Here is a 17,887-nt window from a genome sequence, read left to right on the forward strand (position 1 = left end):
ACCGTATCGCGCTAAGCGTGGAGGATAGAATGCGACATCCGTTAGTAATGGGTAACTGGAAACTGAACGGCAGCAAACACATGGTCAACGAGCTGATTGCCGGTCTGCGTAATGAGCTGAGCGCCGTCGATGGCTGCGGCGTAGCCATTGCCCCTCCAACGATTTATCTGGATCTGGCGAAACACGCCAGCTCGGGTAGTCATATCGTGCTTGGCGCGCAGAACGTCGACGTTAACCTGTCTGGCGCGTTCACCGGCGAAGTTTCCGCTGAGATGCTGAAAGACGTAGGCGCGAAATACATCATTATCGGCCACTCCGAGCGTCGCACTTATCATAAAGAGAGCGACGAACTGATTGCCAAAAAATTCGCGGTGCTGAAAACGGCCGGTCTGATCCCGGTACTGTGCATTGGCGAAACCGAAGCGGAAAACGAAGCGGGTAAAACCGAAGAAGTGTGCGCACGCCAGCTTGACGCCGTGCTGGAAACCCAGGGCGCTGACGCGTTCAACGGCGTGGTTATTGCCTATGAGCCAGTCTGGGCTATCGGCACCGGCAAATCCGCTACCCCTGCGCAGGCCCAGGCCGTGCATAAGTTTATCCGCGACCATATCGCCAAAAAAGATGCCGCTGTCGCAGAACAGGTCATTATCCAGTACGGCGGTTCCGTTAACGATAAGAATGCGGCCGAGCTGTTTGCTCAGCCGGATATCGACGGCGCGCTGGTTGGCGGCGCGTCGCTGAAAGCGGATGCTTTCGCAGCGATCGTTAAGGCTGCCGCGGCGGCTAAAAAAGCCTGACGCTGCCGATAAAGAACAATGCCTGTTCCGCCCGTGCCAGGCAGGCATGAGATAAGAGCAGCATTCTGGATGTGTCGGTCCGTGACGCCTGTTCCGCCCACTCGGAGCAGGCATTTTTTTGCCTAGCCTGCGCAGACGTTTTTATTAATCAGCCTGTCCGTATGAAAATATCCGCCCTCGTTTTACCCGCCACGGGGCTGTATCGTCCGCCAGCCCGTTTAACTTAACAACCATTTAACATTTCATAACAACTAAATTCTCTGTGCCCTCCTCTACTCAAGCCTGTTTTTTGGGCTCTTCCTGCCTAATTTTTGTGCATCCCTATCTGAAGAAAAAATATTTATCCTTATGAAAATAAATAATAAATAATCCCTTATCCTCTCTACCGTTCCGCTGAATCGGCATCCGTTATTACTTCCTCTAATTTTGTTTGATTATTCATTCTCATTTTTAATCTTTAAACAATTTTTTAATTGCTACGTAACAATGGTATATTTCCACAACGCTTAACGCGCGTTAATCATCCGTTTTTGTGATGGAAGCGCACTGTACTCAGCGAAGCGGCTACTACGATCCGAAAGAGATCGCCGCCGTTTCACCTGCTCACCATGTTGATTTATCAACATACGGAGAAGTCGCCTCATGCCAAAATTAGCAGGATTTCTGGCCGCTATGGGCTCTGCGAAAGCCGCTACGGCAGATGAAGAAAAAGACGTATTACTGATCGGCGGAGGCGCGATGAGCGCTACGCTTGGCACCTGGTTGCAGGCCCTGGAACCCGAGTGGCGCATCAGTATGATCGAACGCCTGGACAGCGTGGCTGAAGAAAGCTCCAACGGCTGGAACAACGCCGGCACCGGGCACGCTGCGCTGGCCGAAATGAACTATACGCCGCAGAAAGAAGACGGCTCGGTCGATATCAAAAAAGCCGTCGAGATCAATGAAGCATTTCAGATCTCGCGCCAGTTCTGGTCCCATCTGGTTCAGAAAGGCGTCCTGCGCAATCCACGCAGCTTTATCAATACCGTTCCCCATATGAGCTTTGTCTGGGGCGACGATAACGTGGCGTTCCTGAAGAAGCGCTTTACGGCGCTGCAAAAAAGCTCGCTGTTTCGCGGTATGGAGTATTCAGAAGATCCGGAGCAGATCAGGGCGTGGGCACCGCTGCTGATGGAAGGACGCGATGAAAAAGATCGCGTCGCCGCCACGCGCATCACCACCGGCACCGACGTGAACTTCGGCGAAATCACGCGCCAGATGGTGGCATCGCTACAGAAAAACCGGCATTTTTCGCTGGAAACCGGCCATGAAGTTCGCGGCTTTGAGCGCAACGGCGACGGCAGCTGGAACGTGACCGTGGCCGATTTAAAAAACAACGGCCGCCGGAAAACCATTCGCGCTAAATATATCTTTATCGGCGCGGGCGGCGCGGCGCTGACGCTGCTCCAGCAGACCGGCATACCCGAAGCCAGAGAATATGCGGGCTTTCCGGTCGGCGGCGAGTTTCTGGTGAGCGAAAACCCGGAGATCGTGAAGCGTCACCTGGCCAAAGTGTACGGCAAAGCCTCCGTCGGCGCGCCGCCGATGTCCGTGCCGCATCTGGATACGCGGATGCTGGATGGCAAGCAGGTGCTGCTGTTCGGGCCGTTTGCCACCTTCTCGACCAAATTCCTGAAGCAGGGTTCGCTGTGGGATATGTTCGGCTCAATGACCTCGTCGAACTTTAAGCCAATGGTGCACGTCGGGCTGGATAACTTTAATCTGGTGAAATACCTGATTGGCCAGGTCATGCTGACCGATGACGATCGCTGCCAGGCGCTGCGGGACTATTTCCCGGAGGCGAGAAAAGAAGACTGGCGTCGCGTTAAAGCGGGCCAGCGCGTACAGATTATCAAGAAAGACGCGCAGAAAGGCGGCGTGCTGAAGCTGGGCACGGAGGTCGTCACCTCGCAGGACGGCACCATCTCCGCGCTGCTGGGCGCCTCGCCGGGCGCTTCCACTGCCGCGCCTATTATGATCGATCTGATGAGCAAGGTGTTCGCCGGGCAGATGGCGACGTCGGCATGGCAGGCGAAGCTGAAAGCGATGGTGCCCTCTTACGGCCAGAAGCTGAACGGCAACGTGGCGGCAACCGAGCACCAGCTGGCGGAAACCAGCCGCATTTTGCAGCTCGACTACACGCCGTTTACCGCGGCCAATGACGAAGCGGCGGTGGCCGCAGCCGTAATCGGTAAATAGCAAAGCCTGAAGGCGGGATTTCCCGCCTTTTTTACGCGCGCGTTTTGCCGCTTCCTGCACAACTTCCCCGGACGTCTATGCTTTTAGCTGACTCATTTAAAAGGAGCAGCTGATGGACACTTCTTCACCCCATTCCGCTACCGAGACTGAATTAGCGCTGCTTGACCGCTACTGGCGCGCCGCTAACTATCTTTCGGTCGGGCAGATTTACCTGATGGCGAATCCTCTGCTGCGCGAGCCGCTGCGGCCTGAACATATCAAGCCTCGTTTGCTGGGGCATTGGGGAACCACGCCGGGCCTGAACTTTATCTATGCGCACCTGAACCGCATTATTCGCCAGCGCGATCTCAACCTGCTTTATATCTGCGGCCCCGGCCACGGCGGGCCAGGCATGGTTGCCAATACCTGGCTGGAAGGCACCTACAGCGAAATCTACCCAAAAGTCAGCGCGGACGCGCAGGGCATGCAGCACCTTTTCCGTCAGTTTTCGTTTCCCGGCGGCATTCCCAGCCATGCGGCGCCGGAAACGCCCGGATCTATTCATGAAGGCGGCGAGCTGGGCTATTCGCTGGTGCACGCCTTTGGCGCGGCTTTCGATCATCCGGATCTTATCGTGCCCTGCGTGATCGGCGATGGCGAAGCGGAAACCGGCCCGCTGGCGGCCAGCTGGCACGGCACCAAGTTTTTAAACGCCGCACGGGACGGCGCCGTGCTGCCGATCCTGCATCTGAACGGCTACAAAATTGCCAATCCTACGCTGCTTGGCCGCAGCAGCGATGAGGATCTGCGGCAGCTGTTCGCCGGCTATGGCTATGAACCGCTGTTTGTCAGCGGCGACGACCCGCAAAAAATGCACCGTCTGATGGCAGACACGCTGGATCGCGCTTTCGATCGCATCCGTGACGTCCAGCAGCAGGCGCGTCATGGCCACACCGGCGACAGCGTACCGGCATGGCCGATGATTATTCTGCGCAGCCCGAAAGGCTGGACCGGCCCAAAAACGGTGGACGGCAAAAAGGTGGAAGGATTCTGGCGCGCGCATCAGGTGCCGGTTTCCGAATGTCGGGAAAACGACGAGCACCGCCAGCTGTTACAAAACTGGCTGCAAAGCTACCGGCCTGACGATCTGTTTGATGAACAAGGCAGGCTTAAACCCGAATTGCAGGCGCTGGCGCCACAGGGCGAAAAGCGCATGGGCGCGACGCCTTACGCCAACGGCGGCCGGCTGCGCAAACCTCTAAAAACGCGGGATATTCGGGAATTTGCGGTAAAAATCGATAAGCCTGGCGACACGCAGGAGCAGTCTACCGCCGTGCTGGCGAGCTATCTGAGCGCTATCTTCCGCGATAACCCCGATAACTTCCGCCTGTTTGGCCCGGACGAGACCGCCTCTAACCGGCTGAGCAAGGTTTTTGACGTCACTAATCGCACCTGGATGGAGGCGATCCGCGATTACGACGAGCAGCTGGCGCCGGATGGGCGGGTAATGGAAATCCTCAGCGAGCATCAGTGTCAGGGCTGGCTGGAAGGCTATCTGTTAACCGGTCGCCACGGTCTGTTCAACTGCTACGAAGCCTTTATTCATATTATCGATTCGATGTTCAACCAGCACGCCAAGTGGCTGAAGGTTTCCCGCAAGCTGCCGTGGCGCGAGCCGATCGCCTCGCTTAACTATCTGCTTTCCTCGCACGTCTGGCGACAGGATCACAATGGCTACAGCCATCAGGATCCCGGCTTTATCGATCACGTTATCAACAAGAAAGCCGATATTGTCCGCGTTTATCTGCCGCCGGATGCCAATACCCTGCTATGGGTCGGCGATCACTGCCTGAAAACCTGGGACCGCATTAACGTGATCGTTGCCGGCAAGCAGCCGGAGCCGCAGTGGTTGAGCATGGATGAGGCCATCGCCCACTGTGAGAAAGGCATGGGGATCTGGTCGTGGGCAGGCAACGAGAAGCCGGGCAAACAGCCGGACGTGGTGATGGCCTGCGCGGGCGACGTGCCGACGATGGAAACGCTGGCGGCCGTCGATCTGCTACGGCAATACCTGCCCGATCTGTCGGTTCGCGTCGTTAACGTTGTGGATTTAATGGCTTTGCAAACCCGCGACCAGCACCCGCACGGGCTGGAAGAGCAGGATTTCGATGCGATTTTTACGCGTGACAGGCCGGTAATATTCGCTTTCCACGGCTATCCGGCGCTGATCCATCGTCTGGCCTACCAGCGCAATAATCATCCGAATTTCCACGTCAGAGGCTTCAACGAAGAAGGCACCACCACCACGCCTTTCGATATGACGGTGCTGAACGAACTGGATCGTTACCATCTGGCGCAGGAAGCGATCCTGCGCGTGCCAGGGCTACAGGAGAAAGCCGCCGACGTGCTGGACGAGCTTCAGGAGAAGCTGGCGGCCCATCACGCCTGGGTGCGTGAATACGGCGAGGATATTCCGGAAGTGCGGGACTGGAAGTGGCCGTCGCAGGAAGGCGGCGGCGAGGTCGGCGACTAAGACCGGGGCGGCGTTCAGGCCGCCCTTTTTTATGGCTGTAACACCTCTGCCAACATCCAGCCGATGGTGGCCAACAGCGACAGCGCCATCACGCTGTTAAAGGCCCGCAGCTTCCACGCCACCTGCAAATGCCTGCCTAACCTGTCGCCCATCATCGCCCAGACCAAAATACAGGGCAGATTCAGCGCGGCGAAACCGCTCATTATCGGCAGGATGCCGCTGCTGGCGGAATAGATTAGCGCTACGTTGGTCGCCATCAGCCAGGCTTTTGGATTGACCACCTGAAACAGCGCGCTGCCCAGCAGCGTCAGCGGCCTCGCTTTTTCCCGCAGTTCCGGCGCGCCCGCGCGGAAAATCTTCCACGACAGCCACAGCAGATAGGCGCAGCCCAGCAGCGTTAAAGGCAGGCGAATGGTGCTCATCCACAGCAGCAGGCTGTCCAGCAGCAGCGCGGCGATCGCTATCTGCAAGGCGCAGCCCAGCGTGATGCCGAACATCATCGGCACGGTGCGGCGCATCCCGAAATTAACGCCGGAAGTGGCGAGCATCAGATTGTTCGGCCCGGGCGTGATCGACATAACGGTAACGTAGCTGAAAAAAGAGGGATCGAGCATGGCCGCTCTCCTGCAAGGGAATGAGAAGAACATGGTAAGGCGTCTACGGTGATGGTAACAGATTCAGAAATCCACTATTGTTATGAGCACAATCTTTATTATCGATTAACTGTACCCATTACCCGGAGACGTGATTGTGTCCATTATCGATCCGCCAGAGCAGACGCTGTATCACCAGCTGGCCGAAACGCTGGCGGAGGCCATCCACAACGGCACCTGGCTGCCGGGTAGCCGCCTTCCCGCCGTGCGCCGCTGCGCCGCTATTCATCAGGTCAGCGTTAACACCGTGCTGACGGCCTATCGGCTACTGGAAGATCGCGGACTGATCGAAGCGCGGCCCCAGTCCGGCTACTATGTCCGGGGCGTGCTGCCTTCGTTAAGGGCGCGCAACGGCCATCCGTCGCAGGTGCGCACGCCCGGCAGCGAGAAGCTTGATTTGATCGACACCGTCTTTGCGGCGCAAAACCATCCGGACTATATCAACCTTTCTCTGGCCTGCCCGCAAAACAGCGATTTCTTTCCGACAGCGAAAATCAGCCGCATTATGGCTTCGCTGCTGCGGCGCGAACCTGGGCTGATCGGTCGTTATGCGCTGCCGCCGGGAAGCCAGCGTCTGCGTCGTGAAATCGCCCGGCGCGTAGCGGATTTGGGCATGTTGCTCACCGCCGAAGATATTACCCTGACCCACGGCTGTATGGAGGCACTACAGCTGGCCCTGCGCGCCGTCACCAAACCCGGCGACTGCATCGGGCTGGAAACGCCCACCTATTTCTATCTCTTCCCTCTGGTAGCGAGCCTGGGCCTGAAGGTGCTCGAGTTGCCTACCGATCCGCAGCACGGTCTGTCGCTGGACGCGCTGGAGCTGGTGCTGCGTGAGCAGCGCATTCAGGCGCTGGTAGCCATGCCGACGGTACAAAATCCGCTGGGCTGCACCATGCGGCTGGAGGATAAAAAGCGGTTGGCGAAGCTGGTTAACCATTATCAGGTGCCGCTGATCGAGGATGGGCTTTATGACGAGCTGCAATTCTGCTGGCCGCTGTCGCCAGCGGTAAAAGCTTTCGATACGGATGGCTGGGTGCTGCACTGCGCCAGCTTTACCAAAACGGTCGCGCCCGATTTTCACGTTGGCTGGATAGCGGCGGGACGTTTTTCCCGAGCGCTGGCGCGGCTCAAGTCGGTTTCTTCCCTGACGGAATCAAAATTGCTGAGCGAAACGCTTGGGCTGTTTCTGGAATCCGGCGGCTACGATCGTCATCTTCGCACCATGCGCCGCCGCTATGCCACGTTAATGGATGAGGCGCGCGGCCTGATCGCCCGGCATTTCCCACAGGGCACCAGAGCGACGCTGCCCAGCGGCGGCTTTATTTTTTGGGTCGAGCTGCCGGGCCAGATCGACTGCATCGACCTGTTCCACCGCCTGTTGCAGGAAAAAATCTGCCTGACGCCGGGCGCGCTCTATACGCTGAGCGACCGCTGCAACAGCGCGATCCGGCTGACCTGCTGCTACCACTTTGACGAACGCTATACCTGGGCGCTGAAGCGCACAGGCGAGCTGGCCTGCGAGATGAGCGGCATCCCGCCCGGCATCGCCTGAGCCGTTACGGCATCCCGTTGCGTCCCCAGTGCGCGTAACCCTTGCGTTTCGTCAGGCGCTCGTAATAGGCGCGCACCGCCGCCAGCTCGGGATGCTCCATCGGCGTTTCATACCAGCGGTTCACCGACAGCCCAATCGGAATATCGGCCAGCGAGAACGCGTCGCCCGCGACAAAAGCGCCGGTTTTTTCCAGCTGCTGATTAAGAATAGCCATCGTGTAGTTCCAGCCTTTACAGGCGGCGGCCAGCAGGCGCGGATCCTGATGAGCGGGAGAGTGCCGCACCAGCGACATAAACGCATAGCGCCAGGACGTATTCAGTTCGGTGGCCTGCCAGTCAATCCACTGATCGACTCGCCCACGCGCGCGCGGTTCCCGTGGGTAGAGCCAGTCGCCTTCATAAGCGTTCGCCAGATAGCGAATGATGGCGTTGGACTCCCATAAAATAAAATCGCCTTCCTGAATAACCGGCATTAATGCGTTGGGATTAAGCGCCCTGAATTCAGCTTCCTGAGGCGACCTGGCGCCTTCGCCCCACTCTTCGCGTGCAAAGGCGATACCCAGTTCTTCACAGGACCACAGGACTTTACGGACGTTGATAGACGATGCACGCCCCAGTATTTTCAGCATATTTCCGTCACTTTTTTGTTCGGGTTAGGCTACCTGTTACAGCGTGAACTGATAACGGTGCTCCTTAACCTGAAAATAGCACCTCTTCAGCACCCCGACCGTGAAAATTCCTGATATTGTCAAAGAAAATTAATGGAAAGGAGAGACAGATGACGCAGCTACGCGCTTTTAAACAGGTTGATGTTTTTACCTCTTCGCCCTTAAACGGCAACCCGCTGGCGGTGATCATGGCGGCCGAAGATCTCAGCACAGAGCAGATGCAGGCCGTGGCCCGCTGGACGCATTTATCGGAAACCACCTTTGTTCTGCCCGCAACCGATGCGGCCGCCGATTATCGGGTGCGTATTTTTACGCCGGACGGCGAACTGCCGTTCGCAGGCCATCCAACGCTTGGTACGGCCCATGCGCTGCTGGAATCTGGTATTAGCCTGAAGAAGCCGGGCCAGATTGTGCAGCAGTGCGAGCTGGGGCTGGTAAAGGTTAAGATTGCCGACGACGGCGCGCTGGCTTTTGCCGCCCCGGAGGCGACGCTGACGGAATTTAACGAGGCGCCGCTGGGCAGCGCGTTAAACACCGATGCGATAGAAACCCGTCTGCCGGTAATGATTGCGGATATGGGCATCCGTTTTCTGCTGGTGCCAATGGTTTCCGCCGAAGCGGTGCTGGCGATCAAACCCAACGTTACGGAATTTGAACGGCTGCTGAAAAAAGCCCGCGTGACCGGCGTGATGCCGTTTGGCCCTTTACAGGGCGCAGCGGAACAGTATGAGGTGCGCGGCCTGCTGATGGAGCACGGCTCGCTGTGCGAAGATCCCGTGACCGGCAGCGCCAACGCCTGTCTCGCCCGCTACCTGCAGGCGCAGGGCGTGGAGCTGGACTACCGCGTGCGTCAGGGCACGGCCTTACAGCGTGCCGGTCGCCTGAGCGTAAGCTGGGCGTCGGGCACCGCCTGGATTGGCGGCCAGACGGTTACGGTCATAGACGGCACTATCCGTCTTTAAGGCTAAAGCCGGGGGGCGCGACGCTTTCTGGCCTGAAACGTCTCAGAGAAACATGCCGCCGGACGCCTCGATGCGCTGTCCGGTGATCCAGGCGCTTTCGTCACTGAACAACATGGCGATCGCCTTGCCGATATCGTCCGGCAGCCCCACGCGACCCAGCGCCGTGACGGAAGAGATAAACGCATTGATTTGCGGATTGTCGCGCACTCGCCCATCGCTGAAATCCGTTGCGATAGCGCCGGGCGCCAGGATATTGACGCGAATGCCCCGCGCCGCCAGCTCTTTCGCCTGATAGCGCGTTAACACTTCCATCGCACCTTTTACCGCCGCATACGCCCCGGAGCCGGGCTGGCTGAAGCGCGTCAGACCGCTGGAAACATTAAGGATATGCCCGCCGTTGGCTATCAGCGGCAGCAGCTGCTGCGTCAGAAAAAACGGCCCCTTGAAATGGACGTTGACCAAAGCCTCGAGCTGCGCTTCCGTGGTCGACGCAAAGGGCTCATGCAGCGCCGTTCCTGCGTTGTTTAATAAATAATCAAAGCTGTCACGCTGCCAGATCGCTTTTAGCTGTTTTTGCACTTCGCTGACAAAGCCGGGAGAGGCCTGGCTGTCGCCTACGTCCAGCGGTAGCGCGACACCACGGGCGCCCAGCGCTTCAATTTCTTTAACGACCGCCTGCGCCTGTTGTTCTTTACTGCGCCAGGTAAAAATCACGTCAACGCCCTTTTCAGCCAGCTTCAGCGCGCCGTTTCTGCCTAAACCCCGGCTGCCGCCGGTGATAACCGCAATTTTATGGCTCATTTCTCGCTCCGTAGGTTCCGCTGTGGATAAAAAACAGGATATTGCCCACAAAGCGATCTATAAATGGTTTTGGCTACGCATCACTGTTTCGTTATAAGCAACAATGGGCGGATAAATGGATAAAATTCACGCAATGCAGGTGTTTGTCAGGGTCGCTGAACTCCAGAGTTTCACCCGTGCTGCCGACAGCATGGGATTGCCTAAAGGCAGCCTGTCGCGGCAGCTGCAATCGCTGGAAAACGCGATGGGCGTACGGCTGCTGCACCGCACTACACGACGCGTCCAGCTGACGCAGGACGGCATGATTTATTATGAGCGCTGCCGCGACGTGCTGGCGACGCTGGATGAAATGGATTCGCTGTTCCAGCACGATCCCGCCACGCTAAGCGGCAAGCTGCGGGTGGATATGCCCGTTAGCATGGCGTGCGACTATATCCTGCCGCTGCTGCCGGATTTTATGCAGCACTATCCCGGCATCGAACTGGAGCTGAGCAGCAGCGACAGACGCGTGGACGTGGTACGGGAAGGCTTTGACTGCGTGGTGCGCGTCGGCGTGCTGGAAAGTTCCGGCCTGATCGCCAGGCCTTTGGGGAAGCTGACGTTGATTAACTGCGCCAGTCCTGACTATCTGGCGCGTTTTGGTACGCCGACCACGCCAGAGGATCTCGTCTCGCACGCGATGGTGCACTACAGCCAGCAGATTGGCGTGCAGCCGACGGGCTTTGAATACTTCGACGGTAAAAATAGCCGCTATATTCAAACCGGCGGAACGGTAACCGTCAACAGCACGGAAACCTATCGCGCCGCCTGTCTGGCCGGTCTGGGCATTATTCAGGTGCCGCAGCGCGGCGTAAAACAGGCGCTGACCGAGCGAAAGCTGGTCGAGATCCTGCCGCATTTTCGCGCCGAACCGATGCCCGTTTCGCTGATTTATCCCCATCGCCGCAACCTGACACGTCGGGTTCAGGTCTTTATGGAATGGCTGACTCAGGCAATGAAACACTACGTTGCCTGAGCGTCCGGCTATAATTTGTTTTACGCCATGCACTTGAAGGATATGAAGAAGGATCCATGAAGGAAAATAAACCCGAAGAGCAAAAAGCGGAAAAGCCGCTGATTAATATCAAAACCGGCAATAAAACCGTCGATAAGTCGATTACGCGCGTTTCCCGTCTGGCAAGCTGGTTTCAGGCTATTCCGGCGGTGGCGCATTTTATCCGTGCCGGAGAGCGCTTTACCGACCGCATGGGCAGCCAGTTTGGCGCGGCGATCACCTATTTTTCTTTTCTTTCGCTGATCCCCATTCTGATGGTGTCGTTTGCAGGCGTGGGTTTCATACTTGCTTCCAATCAGGATCTGCTAACGGATTTGATCGACAGAATGGTTAACAGCATCAGCGATCCTACGCTGGCCACCACGCTGAAGAACACCGTTAAAACGGCCGTCGAGCAGCGCACTACCGTGGGGATCACCGGCCTGCTGGTGGCGCTCTATTCCGGCATCAGCTGGATGGGCAACCTGCGTGAAGCCGTTCGCGCGCAGTCGCGCGACGTCTGGGAACGTAACCAGCAGGATAAAGAAAAGATTTACTTCAAATACACCCGCGATTTCATCTCGCTGATAGGCCTGGTGCTGGCGCTGTTTATTACGATCATGCTGACTTCGGTCGCCGGCGCGGCGCAGGACGCCATTGTGCGGGCGCTGGGTCTGGACGGTATCGAATGGCTGCGCCCGGCGATGACCACCATTGCCCTGACCATCTCTATCCTGGCAAACTATCTGCTGTTTCTGTGGATTTTCTGGCGCCTGCCTCGCCACAAGCCGCGTAAAAAAGCGCTGTTTCGCGGGACGCTGCTCGCCGCTATCGGCTTTGAGGTGATTAAGGCGATTATGACCATGACGTTGCCGAAGCTGGCATCTTCACCTTCCGGCGCGGCATTTGGTTCCGTGCTCGGCCTGATGGCTTTCTTCTACTTTTTCGCCCGGCTGACGCTGTTCTGCGCCGCCTGGATAGCCACGGCGGAATATGCGGATGATGAGCCGGAGCAGGTTAATACCCCGGTCTGATAGCAATCAGGATGACGGCTGCAAAATGCTGCAGCTGTGATCCTGAAGCTCTTCCGCTGAACCCTGATTCAGCAGCAGCAGGTTGCGTTTAATTACCATCAGCACCCGCATGCCGCCCGGCATCGCCGCCACCGCGATACCGTATTTCCCCATCTCCTCACGCGCGCCCGGCAACTCGTTTGCAATGCGGACAAACGGGCTGGTTTTTTTCAGTTCGTCACGGCTCACTATCCTGATCTGGTACTCGTGCTTACCCAACTGCGCCGACTGCCATTTCTCGCTTAGCGAGCTGTTCAGGCTGTCCAACCGCCGCCGAATATCCGGACGCAGGCAGGAGATATGAATATGCAGCTGATTTTGCGTTCTGCCGCGCTGCGAGTTAATGCTTAATGCTACCGCGCTGTCGTCTACCGGCGAGCCGCGACGCTCAGCCATATAGTGACGCGCGTGCCAGGCCTCGGCAAAATAGTTAGGAGCAAAAGGATTAAGCAGCTCGGGGCTTTCGATACCGGCGAGCTTTTTCACGGGCATCAACAGAAACTGCAGCGGCCCTTCCCGATCTTTCATCACCACGTACCCGTTGCGCAAATCTACAATTCGGCAGGGTGCCGGATCGTTGTTTTGTTGCTGATTGGGTACGCACTGCTGGCTGACAATATTCCATAATGCATTGGCATTATGTTTAAAACTGAGCGCTTTGCAGCCTGCGATAACAGCCACGGACGCCACGATGCCCGTAATCAGGACACGCGTTCCTCCCTGCATGACAACAACCTCTGCGCGTTAAATTGCGCATAATGTAAACGAATCATTGTTAAAGGTCATGTTAAATAATCAACACGCGTGACTATTTGGCGGAAGCTTTTTGGAATCAGCAGGATATAACGAATAAAACAAAAGCCAGTCGGATGACTGGCTTCTGACTGATAATAAACTCATCCTGTGTCATCAGATCGCGTTTGGGCCGGTGAAAAACAGCAGAGGCCGGAACAGGGACGCGCCCGTCCGTGGAGTCTCGTTTTGCTGCCAAACACCCTTCTCACCAACGCCTTACTTTGTCGGCAGCCTGAAGATATCAACGCTGCATGGCTTTATCGTAGGTGCCGCCGTCCGCAAAATGCGTTTTCTGCGCTTCAGCCCAGCCGCCGAACTTAGGATCGTCGATGGTAAACAGCTTCACCGGCGCGAATTTGTCGGCATATTTTTTCGCCACCGCCGGATCGCGCGGACGGTAATAGTTTTGCGCTGCAATATCCTGACCTTCCGGCGAATAAAGGTATTTCAGATAGGCGTCGGCCACTTTACGGGTATCGCGATCGTCGACCACTTTATCCACGACGGATACCGTCGGCTCGGCCAGAATCGACTCACCCGGTGTCACGATCTCAAACTGGTCTTTGCCCAGTTTGTTGACGGCCAGATAAGCTTCGTTTTCCCACGCGATCAGCACGTCGCCGATGCCGCGTTCAACAAAAGTATTGGTTGCGCCGCGTGCGCCGGAATCCTGTACTTCAACGTTCTTAAACAGCGCCTTGATATAGGCCAGCGCCTTGTCGCTGTCGCCGTTGTTTTTGTCCAGCGCCCAGCCCCAGGCAGCCAGATAGTTCCAGCGCGCGCCGCCAGAGGTTTTTGGGTTTGGCGTGATCACGGAAACGCCGGGCTTCGTCAAATCCTGCCAGTCGTGGATCTGTTTTGGGTTGCCCTTGCGGACCAGGAACACAATGGTGGAAGTATAAGGGGCGGAGTTTTCCGGCAGACGCTTGATCCAGTTTTTATCGATGCGTCCGCGCTCGGCAATAGCGTCCACGTCGGAGGCCAGCGCCAGTGTCACCACATCGGCGCGAATGCCGTTAATCACGGAGGTTGCCTGCTTGCCGGAGCCGCCATGAGACTGGCGGATCACCACGTTATCGCCTGTTTCCTGCTTATAATGCGCGCTGAAAGCTTTGTTGTACTGCTCGTAAAGCTCACGGGTAGGATCGTAAGAGACGTTTAACAGCTGGATATCTTTCGCCAGAACACTGGTTGAAGCCAGCAGCAGGGTTAATCCGATGCTCCACTTTTTCATTATGCGCGCTCCCAAAGGTTTTTTCTGGCAGAGAGCGTGACACAAAGTGACTGCTGACCTAAAGAATTAAAAGCTAGCTGTAATAACTGAATGGAATATCACTTTGCATAATAAAGGCGCTGACGAGCAGCGCCTGAAAAGACATTACGATTTAATAAAGACGTTTAGCCGTATCCAGCCAGTCGCCTTTAAACGGACGCTTCATATTCTCAATGGCGTCAATAATATCGTGGTGTACCATCTTCTCATTCTGAATACCGACGCAGCGGCCGCCGTAGCCCTGCAGCAGCAGCTCAATAGAGTAGGCGCCCATCCGTGAAGCCAGAATGCGGTCATAGGCTACCGGCGCGCCGCCGCGCTGAATATGGCCCAGCACCGTCGAGCGGGTTTCGCGTTTGGTTTCGGATTCGATATATTTCGCCAGCTCGTCGATATCGCAAATGTGCTCGGTAATCGCCACAATCGCGTGCTTTTTGCCTTTAGCGATGCCCGCTTTAATTTCCTGCACCAGCTCTTCGCGGGTAAACGGGATTTCCGGCAGGACGATAAATTCGCAGCCGCCCGCGATAGCTGCCGCCAGCGTCAGATCGCCGCAGTAGCGACCCATCACTTCGACAATAGAGATACGCTGATGGGAAGAAGACGTATCGCGCAGGCGGTCAATAGCCTCTACCACCGTTTCCAGCGCGGTAAAGTAGCCGATAGTGTAATCCGTACCGGCTACGTCGTTATCGATGGTGCCCGGCAGGCCGATGCAGGGAAAGCCCATCTCCGTCAGCCTTTTGGCCCCCATATAAGAGCCGTCGCCGCCAATTACCACCAGCGCATCAATCCCGCGCTTTTTCATGTTCTCAATGGCCACGGCGCGAACGGATTCTTCGCGGAACTCCGGGAAACGCGCCGACCCCAGGAAAGTGCCGCCGCGGTTGATCATATCGGAAACGCTGTAGCGATCCAGATTTACCATGCGGTCTTCATATAATCCCAGGTAGCCGTCATAAATACCAAAAACTTCAAGATTTTCACTCAGCGCCGCACGAACGACACCCCGAATAGCTGCATTCATGCCAGGCGCGTCACCGCCGCTTGTCAGTACACCGATTTTTTTGATCATGACAACCTCTGAACTTGTTAATGCAAATTTTAAATTCTGAACGCCTTGGGGGATCGGCGTACGCGAGCGATCGACTAATGTTGGCAATAGTATATCAAAGCCTTTTAGCTGAATTGATTCAGGTCAGGGATCATTCTGCTATTTTTTCCTCGCAAAATAACTCTTTCAGGCAATTCTCGGGTAACTCTTTTAACTCTCTGAAAATCATAGCCCATTCAGCTCCTTTTCAGGTACTACCGAGCAGGGATCCTGGTGAATAGTAATATCAGAACCGGGAAAAGCTTTCAGCAATGCTCGTTCAACTTCTTCCGCAATCAGGTGCGCCTGAAACAGCGTCAGATGGTCTTTTAGCTCCAGATGCAGCTGAATAAAGCGTGTGGGGCCGGAAAGGCGCGTGCGGATATCGTGTACGCCTTCCACACCAGGCCACTGGCCGGCAATGCTCGCAATTTCTGCCTTCTCTGATTCCGGCAGCGCCCTGTCCAACAGCAGCTGTACCGCTTCGTACCCCATCCGCAGCGCGTTATAGAGGATCCAGACGCCGATACCCAACGCAAACAGCGCATCGGCACGTTTGAAGCCATACCAGCTCAATCCCAGCGCTATCAGGATGGCGCCGTTCATAATAACGTCAGATTGATAGTGAAGCATATCGGCGCGAATGGCGAGGCTGTGGGTTTTGCGCACCACCCAGCGCTGAAAAGCGACCAGGAGTAGCGTTGAAAAGAGCGCAATAAGCGTGACGATAACCCCAACCAACGGCGCACGCATGCCGGCAGGCGTCGACAGATGTTGTAATCCCGTCAGGAAGAGGAAAAGTGCGGAGCCGGAGATAAACATGCTTTGCGCCAGCGCGGCCAGCGATTCGGCCTTGCCGTGTCCAAAGGTATGTTCCTCATCGGCAGGTTGCAGGGAGTAGCGCACCACAAAGAGGTTAGTCAGCGAGGCAGCAATATCCACCAGAGAATCCACCAGCGCCGCCAGCAGGCTGACCGAGCCGGTATACCACCAGGCGAAAATCTTCACCAGAAGTAACAGAGAAGCCAGAGCCGTAGCCGCCAGAGCGGCAGAGTTAACCAGGCGCGCATAATGCTGTGCCATATCGCACTCCGTTCAGGACAGTGGCTTCAGTATACCGGATTTCGGACAAAAAAAGCCTCGCCATCATGAGGGGAAAGGCAGGGTGGCACTTATCAGTCACCATTAAGGCATTGATAAAAGTATTTATATTAAAAAGCATCCGCGCCCTGGCTTCATTAAAATGCTTCCGAACGCTGTTTAACAGCGTCTATTGTGATGCGGTAACAGGCTCTAACGCTGCCTGAGTCAGAAAGCCCGAACGGCTTTTAAACTCCGGGCGCTTAACAACGCAACGATCGCTCCGGTCAATAAGAGACTCAGGCACCGTCACGCCGTACGCGTGCCGATCGTCACCCGTCCCGGTCGCAATTGGATAAAACATATTTTTAAGCCTCTCCGGGTAAGCAGGAGATCCGGTCAGATGCCCGTCTGTTTCCTGACACTTTTACCGTGATGACCGGTAAATCTTTTTTAGGATGAGGTCTCGTCACCAGCCCCGGTTTGGTTGGATGAGTAAAATGGTGATGGCTACCGTTTACCCACACCAGGACTCAGCCATCATCCCTGGTTTCTGCACTGAGCTTCCTGCTATCCATCCCTGCGCCCTGTAGTGTCGTCATAAAACAATAACAACCCTGATACGCAACGAGATGAAGTTATTAGGGTTACCCTTTCTCACGTTCGGAAGACAACAGCCTGTAATGAAAGGTTTTTTGAGCAATCATCAGAGGCGGAGGGGTGAAAAGCCTGATAAAAAAAACCCCCACATCATGTGGGGGAAGACAGGGATGGTGTCTATGGCAAGGAAAAAAGGGATATTCTGCTACTGGTTACTGCCTGTGCTACTTACAGCCTGCAGCGGTGTAACGTGCTGCGCTTCCGTCAGGCGGCGCATTTCGTTTATGCGCTGCTGATGTTTATGATTCAGAACGGCTTGCTGCGCCGGCGTCAACAGGTGATACATCTGGTAGCGCACTCGCGCCATCTCTACCTGCCGTGCCGCTTCAGCCTGAGCAATTTTGTCGACGCGGGCTTTATAGGCCGCCTCATCAAATTTATCTGCAATAATCATTGCGTGCAGCTGTTCTAAATCGTTAATACTTATGGGAGAACGCTCATGACGCGCCTGCTGCATCAGATCCCGTAACTGCTGGCGCTGCTGTTCGGTAAGATCGATGCCATCAAACATGTGGTTTTGCGGAACTTGCGCCATACTGCCTGGCACTGCGCTACCCCGATGCATCTCGTCAAACGTCGTCACATCTGTAGCCCATGCGGCGGAGAAGCTAAGTATCAGCGCCGGAACCACAACGACGGCGGTAACTTTGCGCATCGTTAACTCCCAGGTTGGTTTCCATATTTCGATTCAACGA

The 17,887-nt window shown here is 56.1% G+C and carries 16 protein-coding genes and 1 pseudogene; 7 read left to right on the forward strand and 10 right to left on the reverse strand.

Translation table 11 applies throughout. The features are described from left to right. Positions 1 to 29: 29 nt before the first annotated feature. The 3 genes from tpiA to EGK14_RS18610 all read left to right on the forward strand — a co-directional run bounded on the left by tpiA (position 30) and on the right by EGK14_RS18610 (position 5,547). Positions 30 to 797 (forward strand): triose-phosphate isomerase, encoded by a 768-nt coding sequence (gene tpiA / locus EGK14_RS18600; protein ID WP_125290583.1) that lies wholly within the window; start codon positions 30 to 32, stop codon positions 795 to 797. 642 nt (positions 798 to 1,439) lie between these two features. Next, entirely contained in the window at positions 1,440 to 3,035 is a 1,596-nt protein-coding gene (mqo, locus tag EGK14_RS18605; protein WP_199746482.1) for a malate dehydrogenase (quinone), read from the forward strand. Between the two features lie 112 nt (positions 3,036 to 3,147). After that, a complete protein-coding gene (locus tag EGK14_RS18610) occupies positions 3,148 to 5,547 on the forward strand; it encodes a phosphoketolase (RefSeq protein ID WP_125290584.1) in 2,400 nt (799 codons plus the stop codon). A 29-nt stretch (positions 5,548 to 5,576) separates the two neighbouring features. Here EGK14_RS18610 and EGK14_RS18615 read toward each other — a convergent pair whose 3' ends face one another. Beyond that, positions 5,577 to 6,161: a LysE family translocator gene (locus tag EGK14_RS18615; RefSeq protein WP_125290585.1), complete on the reverse strand. Its 585-nt coding sequence runs from the start codon at positions 6,159 to 6,161 to the stop codon at positions 5,577 to 5,579. A 136-nt stretch (positions 6,162 to 6,297) separates the two neighbouring features. Between EGK14_RS18615 and EGK14_RS18620 the strand changes: the two genes are divergently transcribed. Further along, entirely contained in the window at positions 6,298 to 7,755 is a 1,458-nt protein-coding gene (locus EGK14_RS18620; RefSeq protein ID WP_125290586.1) for a PLP-dependent aminotransferase family protein, read from the forward strand. A 4-nt stretch (positions 7,756 to 7,759) separates the two neighbouring features. Here EGK14_RS18620 and EGK14_RS18625 read toward each other — a convergent pair whose 3' ends face one another. Further along, positions 7,760 to 8,383, reverse strand: coding sequence for a glutathione S-transferase family protein (locus tag EGK14_RS18625; protein WP_125290587.1), 624 nt, complete (start codon positions 8,381 to 8,383; stop codon positions 7,760 to 7,762). A gap of 149 nt (positions 8,384 to 8,532) precedes the next feature. On the opposite strand from EGK14_RS18625, the gene EGK14_RS18630 reads away from it, so the two are divergent. Beyond that, positions 8,533 to 9,384: a PhzF family phenazine biosynthesis protein gene (locus EGK14_RS18630; protein WP_125290588.1), complete on the forward strand. Its 852-nt coding sequence runs from the start codon at positions 8,533 to 8,535 to the stop codon at positions 9,382 to 9,384. 42 nt (positions 9,385 to 9,426) lie between these two features. Here EGK14_RS18630 and EGK14_RS18635 read toward each other — a convergent pair whose 3' ends face one another. Next, positions 9,427 to 10,185, reverse strand: a complete 759-nt coding sequence (locus EGK14_RS18635) for an SDR family NAD(P)-dependent oxidoreductase (protein ID WP_125290589.1) — start codon at positions 10,183 to 10,185, stop codon at positions 9,427 to 9,429. 115 nt (positions 10,186 to 10,300) lie between these two features. Here EGK14_RS18635 and EGK14_RS18640 point away from each other — a divergent pair, with 115 nt between their 5' ends. Continuing rightward, positions 10,301 to 11,200 carry a LysR family transcriptional regulator gene (locus tag EGK14_RS18640; protein WP_125290590.1) on the forward strand — a complete coding sequence of 300 codons (900 nt, stop codon included), beginning with the start codon at positions 10,301 to 10,303 and terminating at the stop codon, positions 11,198 to 11,200. Positions 11,201 to 11,256: 56 nt separating this feature from the next. Continuing rightward, on the forward strand, positions 11,257 to 12,252 hold the full coding sequence (gene yhjD, locus EGK14_RS18645; protein ID WP_125290591.1) for an inner membrane protein YhjD: 996 nt from the start codon (positions 11,257 to 11,259) through the stop codon (positions 12,250 to 12,252). A 6-nt stretch (positions 12,253 to 12,258) separates the two neighbouring features. Here the strand turns inward: yhjD and EGK14_RS18650 are convergent, their stop codons facing one another. The 7 genes and pseudogenes from EGK14_RS18650 to cpxP all read right to left on the reverse strand — a co-directional run bounded on the left by EGK14_RS18650 (position 12,259) and on the right by cpxP (position 17,847). Continuing rightward, positions 12,259 to 13,017, reverse strand: a complete 759-nt coding sequence (locus EGK14_RS18650; protein ID WP_125290592.1) for a CDP-diacylglycerol diphosphatase — start codon at positions 13,015 to 13,017, stop codon at positions 12,259 to 12,261. Between the two features lie 310 nt (positions 13,018 to 13,327). Further along, positions 13,328 to 14,320, reverse strand: a complete 993-nt coding sequence (locus EGK14_RS18655; RefSeq protein WP_125290593.1) for a sulfate ABC transporter substrate-binding protein — start codon at positions 14,318 to 14,320, stop codon at positions 13,328 to 13,330. A gap of 151 nt (positions 14,321 to 14,471) precedes the next feature. Further along, positions 14,472 to 15,434, reverse strand: a complete 963-nt coding sequence (pfkA, locus tag EGK14_RS18660) for a 6-phosphofructokinase (protein ID WP_125290594.1) — start codon at positions 15,432 to 15,434, stop codon at positions 14,472 to 14,474. Positions 15,435 to 15,638: 204 nt separating this feature from the next. Next, positions 15,639 to 16,535 (reverse strand): CDF family cation-efflux transporter FieF, encoded by an 897-nt coding sequence (gene fieF / locus EGK14_RS18665; RefSeq protein WP_125290595.1) that lies wholly within the window; start codon positions 16,533 to 16,535, stop codon positions 15,639 to 15,641. A gap of 187 nt (positions 16,536 to 16,722) precedes the next feature. Then, positions 16,723 to 16,845 (reverse strand): annotated as a pseudogene (locus EGK14_RS21920) (type II toxin-antitoxin system HicB family antitoxin); the annotation flags it as partial. A gap of 55 nt (positions 16,846 to 16,900) precedes the next feature. After that, entirely contained in the window at positions 16,901 to 17,059 is a 159-nt protein-coding gene (locus EGK14_RS18670) for a type II toxin-antitoxin system HicA family toxin (RefSeq protein WP_233598537.1), read from the reverse strand. 278 nt (positions 17,060 to 17,337) lie between these two features. After that, positions 17,338 to 17,847, reverse strand: coding sequence for a cell-envelope stress modulator CpxP (gene cpxP / locus EGK14_RS18675; protein ID WP_125290596.1), 510 nt, complete (start codon positions 17,845 to 17,847; stop codon positions 17,338 to 17,340). Positions 17,848 to 17,887: the final 40 nt, after the last annotated feature.

Source organism: Erwinia sp. 198 (assembly GCF_003937915.1).
Classification (GTDB): Bacteria; Pseudomonadota; Gammaproteobacteria; order Enterobacterales; family Enterobacteriaceae; genus Erwinia; species Erwinia aeris.

What these genes read in the sequence shown, in the direction of transcription:
- tpiA (WP_125290583.1), top strand. Translation starts at nt 30, where the DNA reads ATGCGACATCCGTTAGTAATGGGTAACTGGAAACTGAACGGCAGCAAA.
- mqo (WP_199746482.1), top strand. Translation starts at nt 1,440, where the DNA reads ATGCCAAAATTAGCAGGATTTCTGGCCGCTATGGGCTCTGCGAAAGCC.
- EGK14_RS18610 (WP_125290584.1), top strand. Translation starts at nt 3,148, where the DNA reads ATGGACACTTCTTCACCCCATTCCGCTACCGAGACTGAATTAGCGCTG.
- EGK14_RS18615 (WP_125290585.1), bottom strand. Translation starts at nt 6,161, where the DNA reads ATGCTCGATCCCTCTTTTTTCAGCTACGTTACCGTTATGTCGATCACG.
- EGK14_RS18625 (WP_125290587.1), bottom strand. Translation starts at nt 8,383, where the DNA reads ATGCTGAAAATACTGGGGCGTGCATCGTCTATCAACGTCCGTAAAGTC.
- EGK14_RS18630 (WP_125290588.1), top strand. Translation starts at nt 8,533, where the DNA reads ATGACGCAGCTACGCGCTTTTAAACAGGTTGATGTTTTTACCTCTTCG.
- EGK14_RS18635 (WP_125290589.1), bottom strand. Translation starts at nt 10,185, where the DNA reads ATGAGCCATAAAATTGCGGTTATCACCGGCGGCAGCCGGGGTTTAGGC.
- EGK14_RS18640 (WP_125290590.1), top strand. Translation starts at nt 10,301, where the DNA reads ATGGATAAAATTCACGCAATGCAGGTGTTTGTCAGGGTCGCTGAACTC.
- yhjD (WP_125290591.1), top strand. Translation starts at nt 11,257, where the DNA reads ATGAAGGAAAATAAACCCGAAGAGCAAAAAGCGGAAAAGCCGCTGATT.
- EGK14_RS18650 (WP_125290592.1), bottom strand. Translation starts at nt 13,017, where the DNA reads ATGCAGGGAGGAACGCGTGTCCTGATTACGGGCATCGTGGCGTCCGTG.
- EGK14_RS18655 (WP_125290593.1), bottom strand. Translation starts at nt 14,320, where the DNA reads ATGAAAAAGTGGAGCATCGGATTAACCCTGCTGCTGGCTTCAACCAGT.
- pfkA (WP_125290594.1), bottom strand. Translation starts at nt 15,434, where the DNA reads ATGATCAAAAAAATCGGTGTACTGACAAGCGGCGGTGACGCGCCTGGC.
- fieF (WP_125290595.1), bottom strand. Translation starts at nt 16,535, where the DNA reads ATGGCACAGCATTATGCGCGCCTGGTTAACTCTGCCGCTCTGGCGGCT.
- cpxP (WP_125290596.1), bottom strand. Translation starts at nt 17,847, where the DNA reads ATGCGCAAAGTTACCGCCGTCGTTGTGGTTCCGGCGCTGATACTTAGC.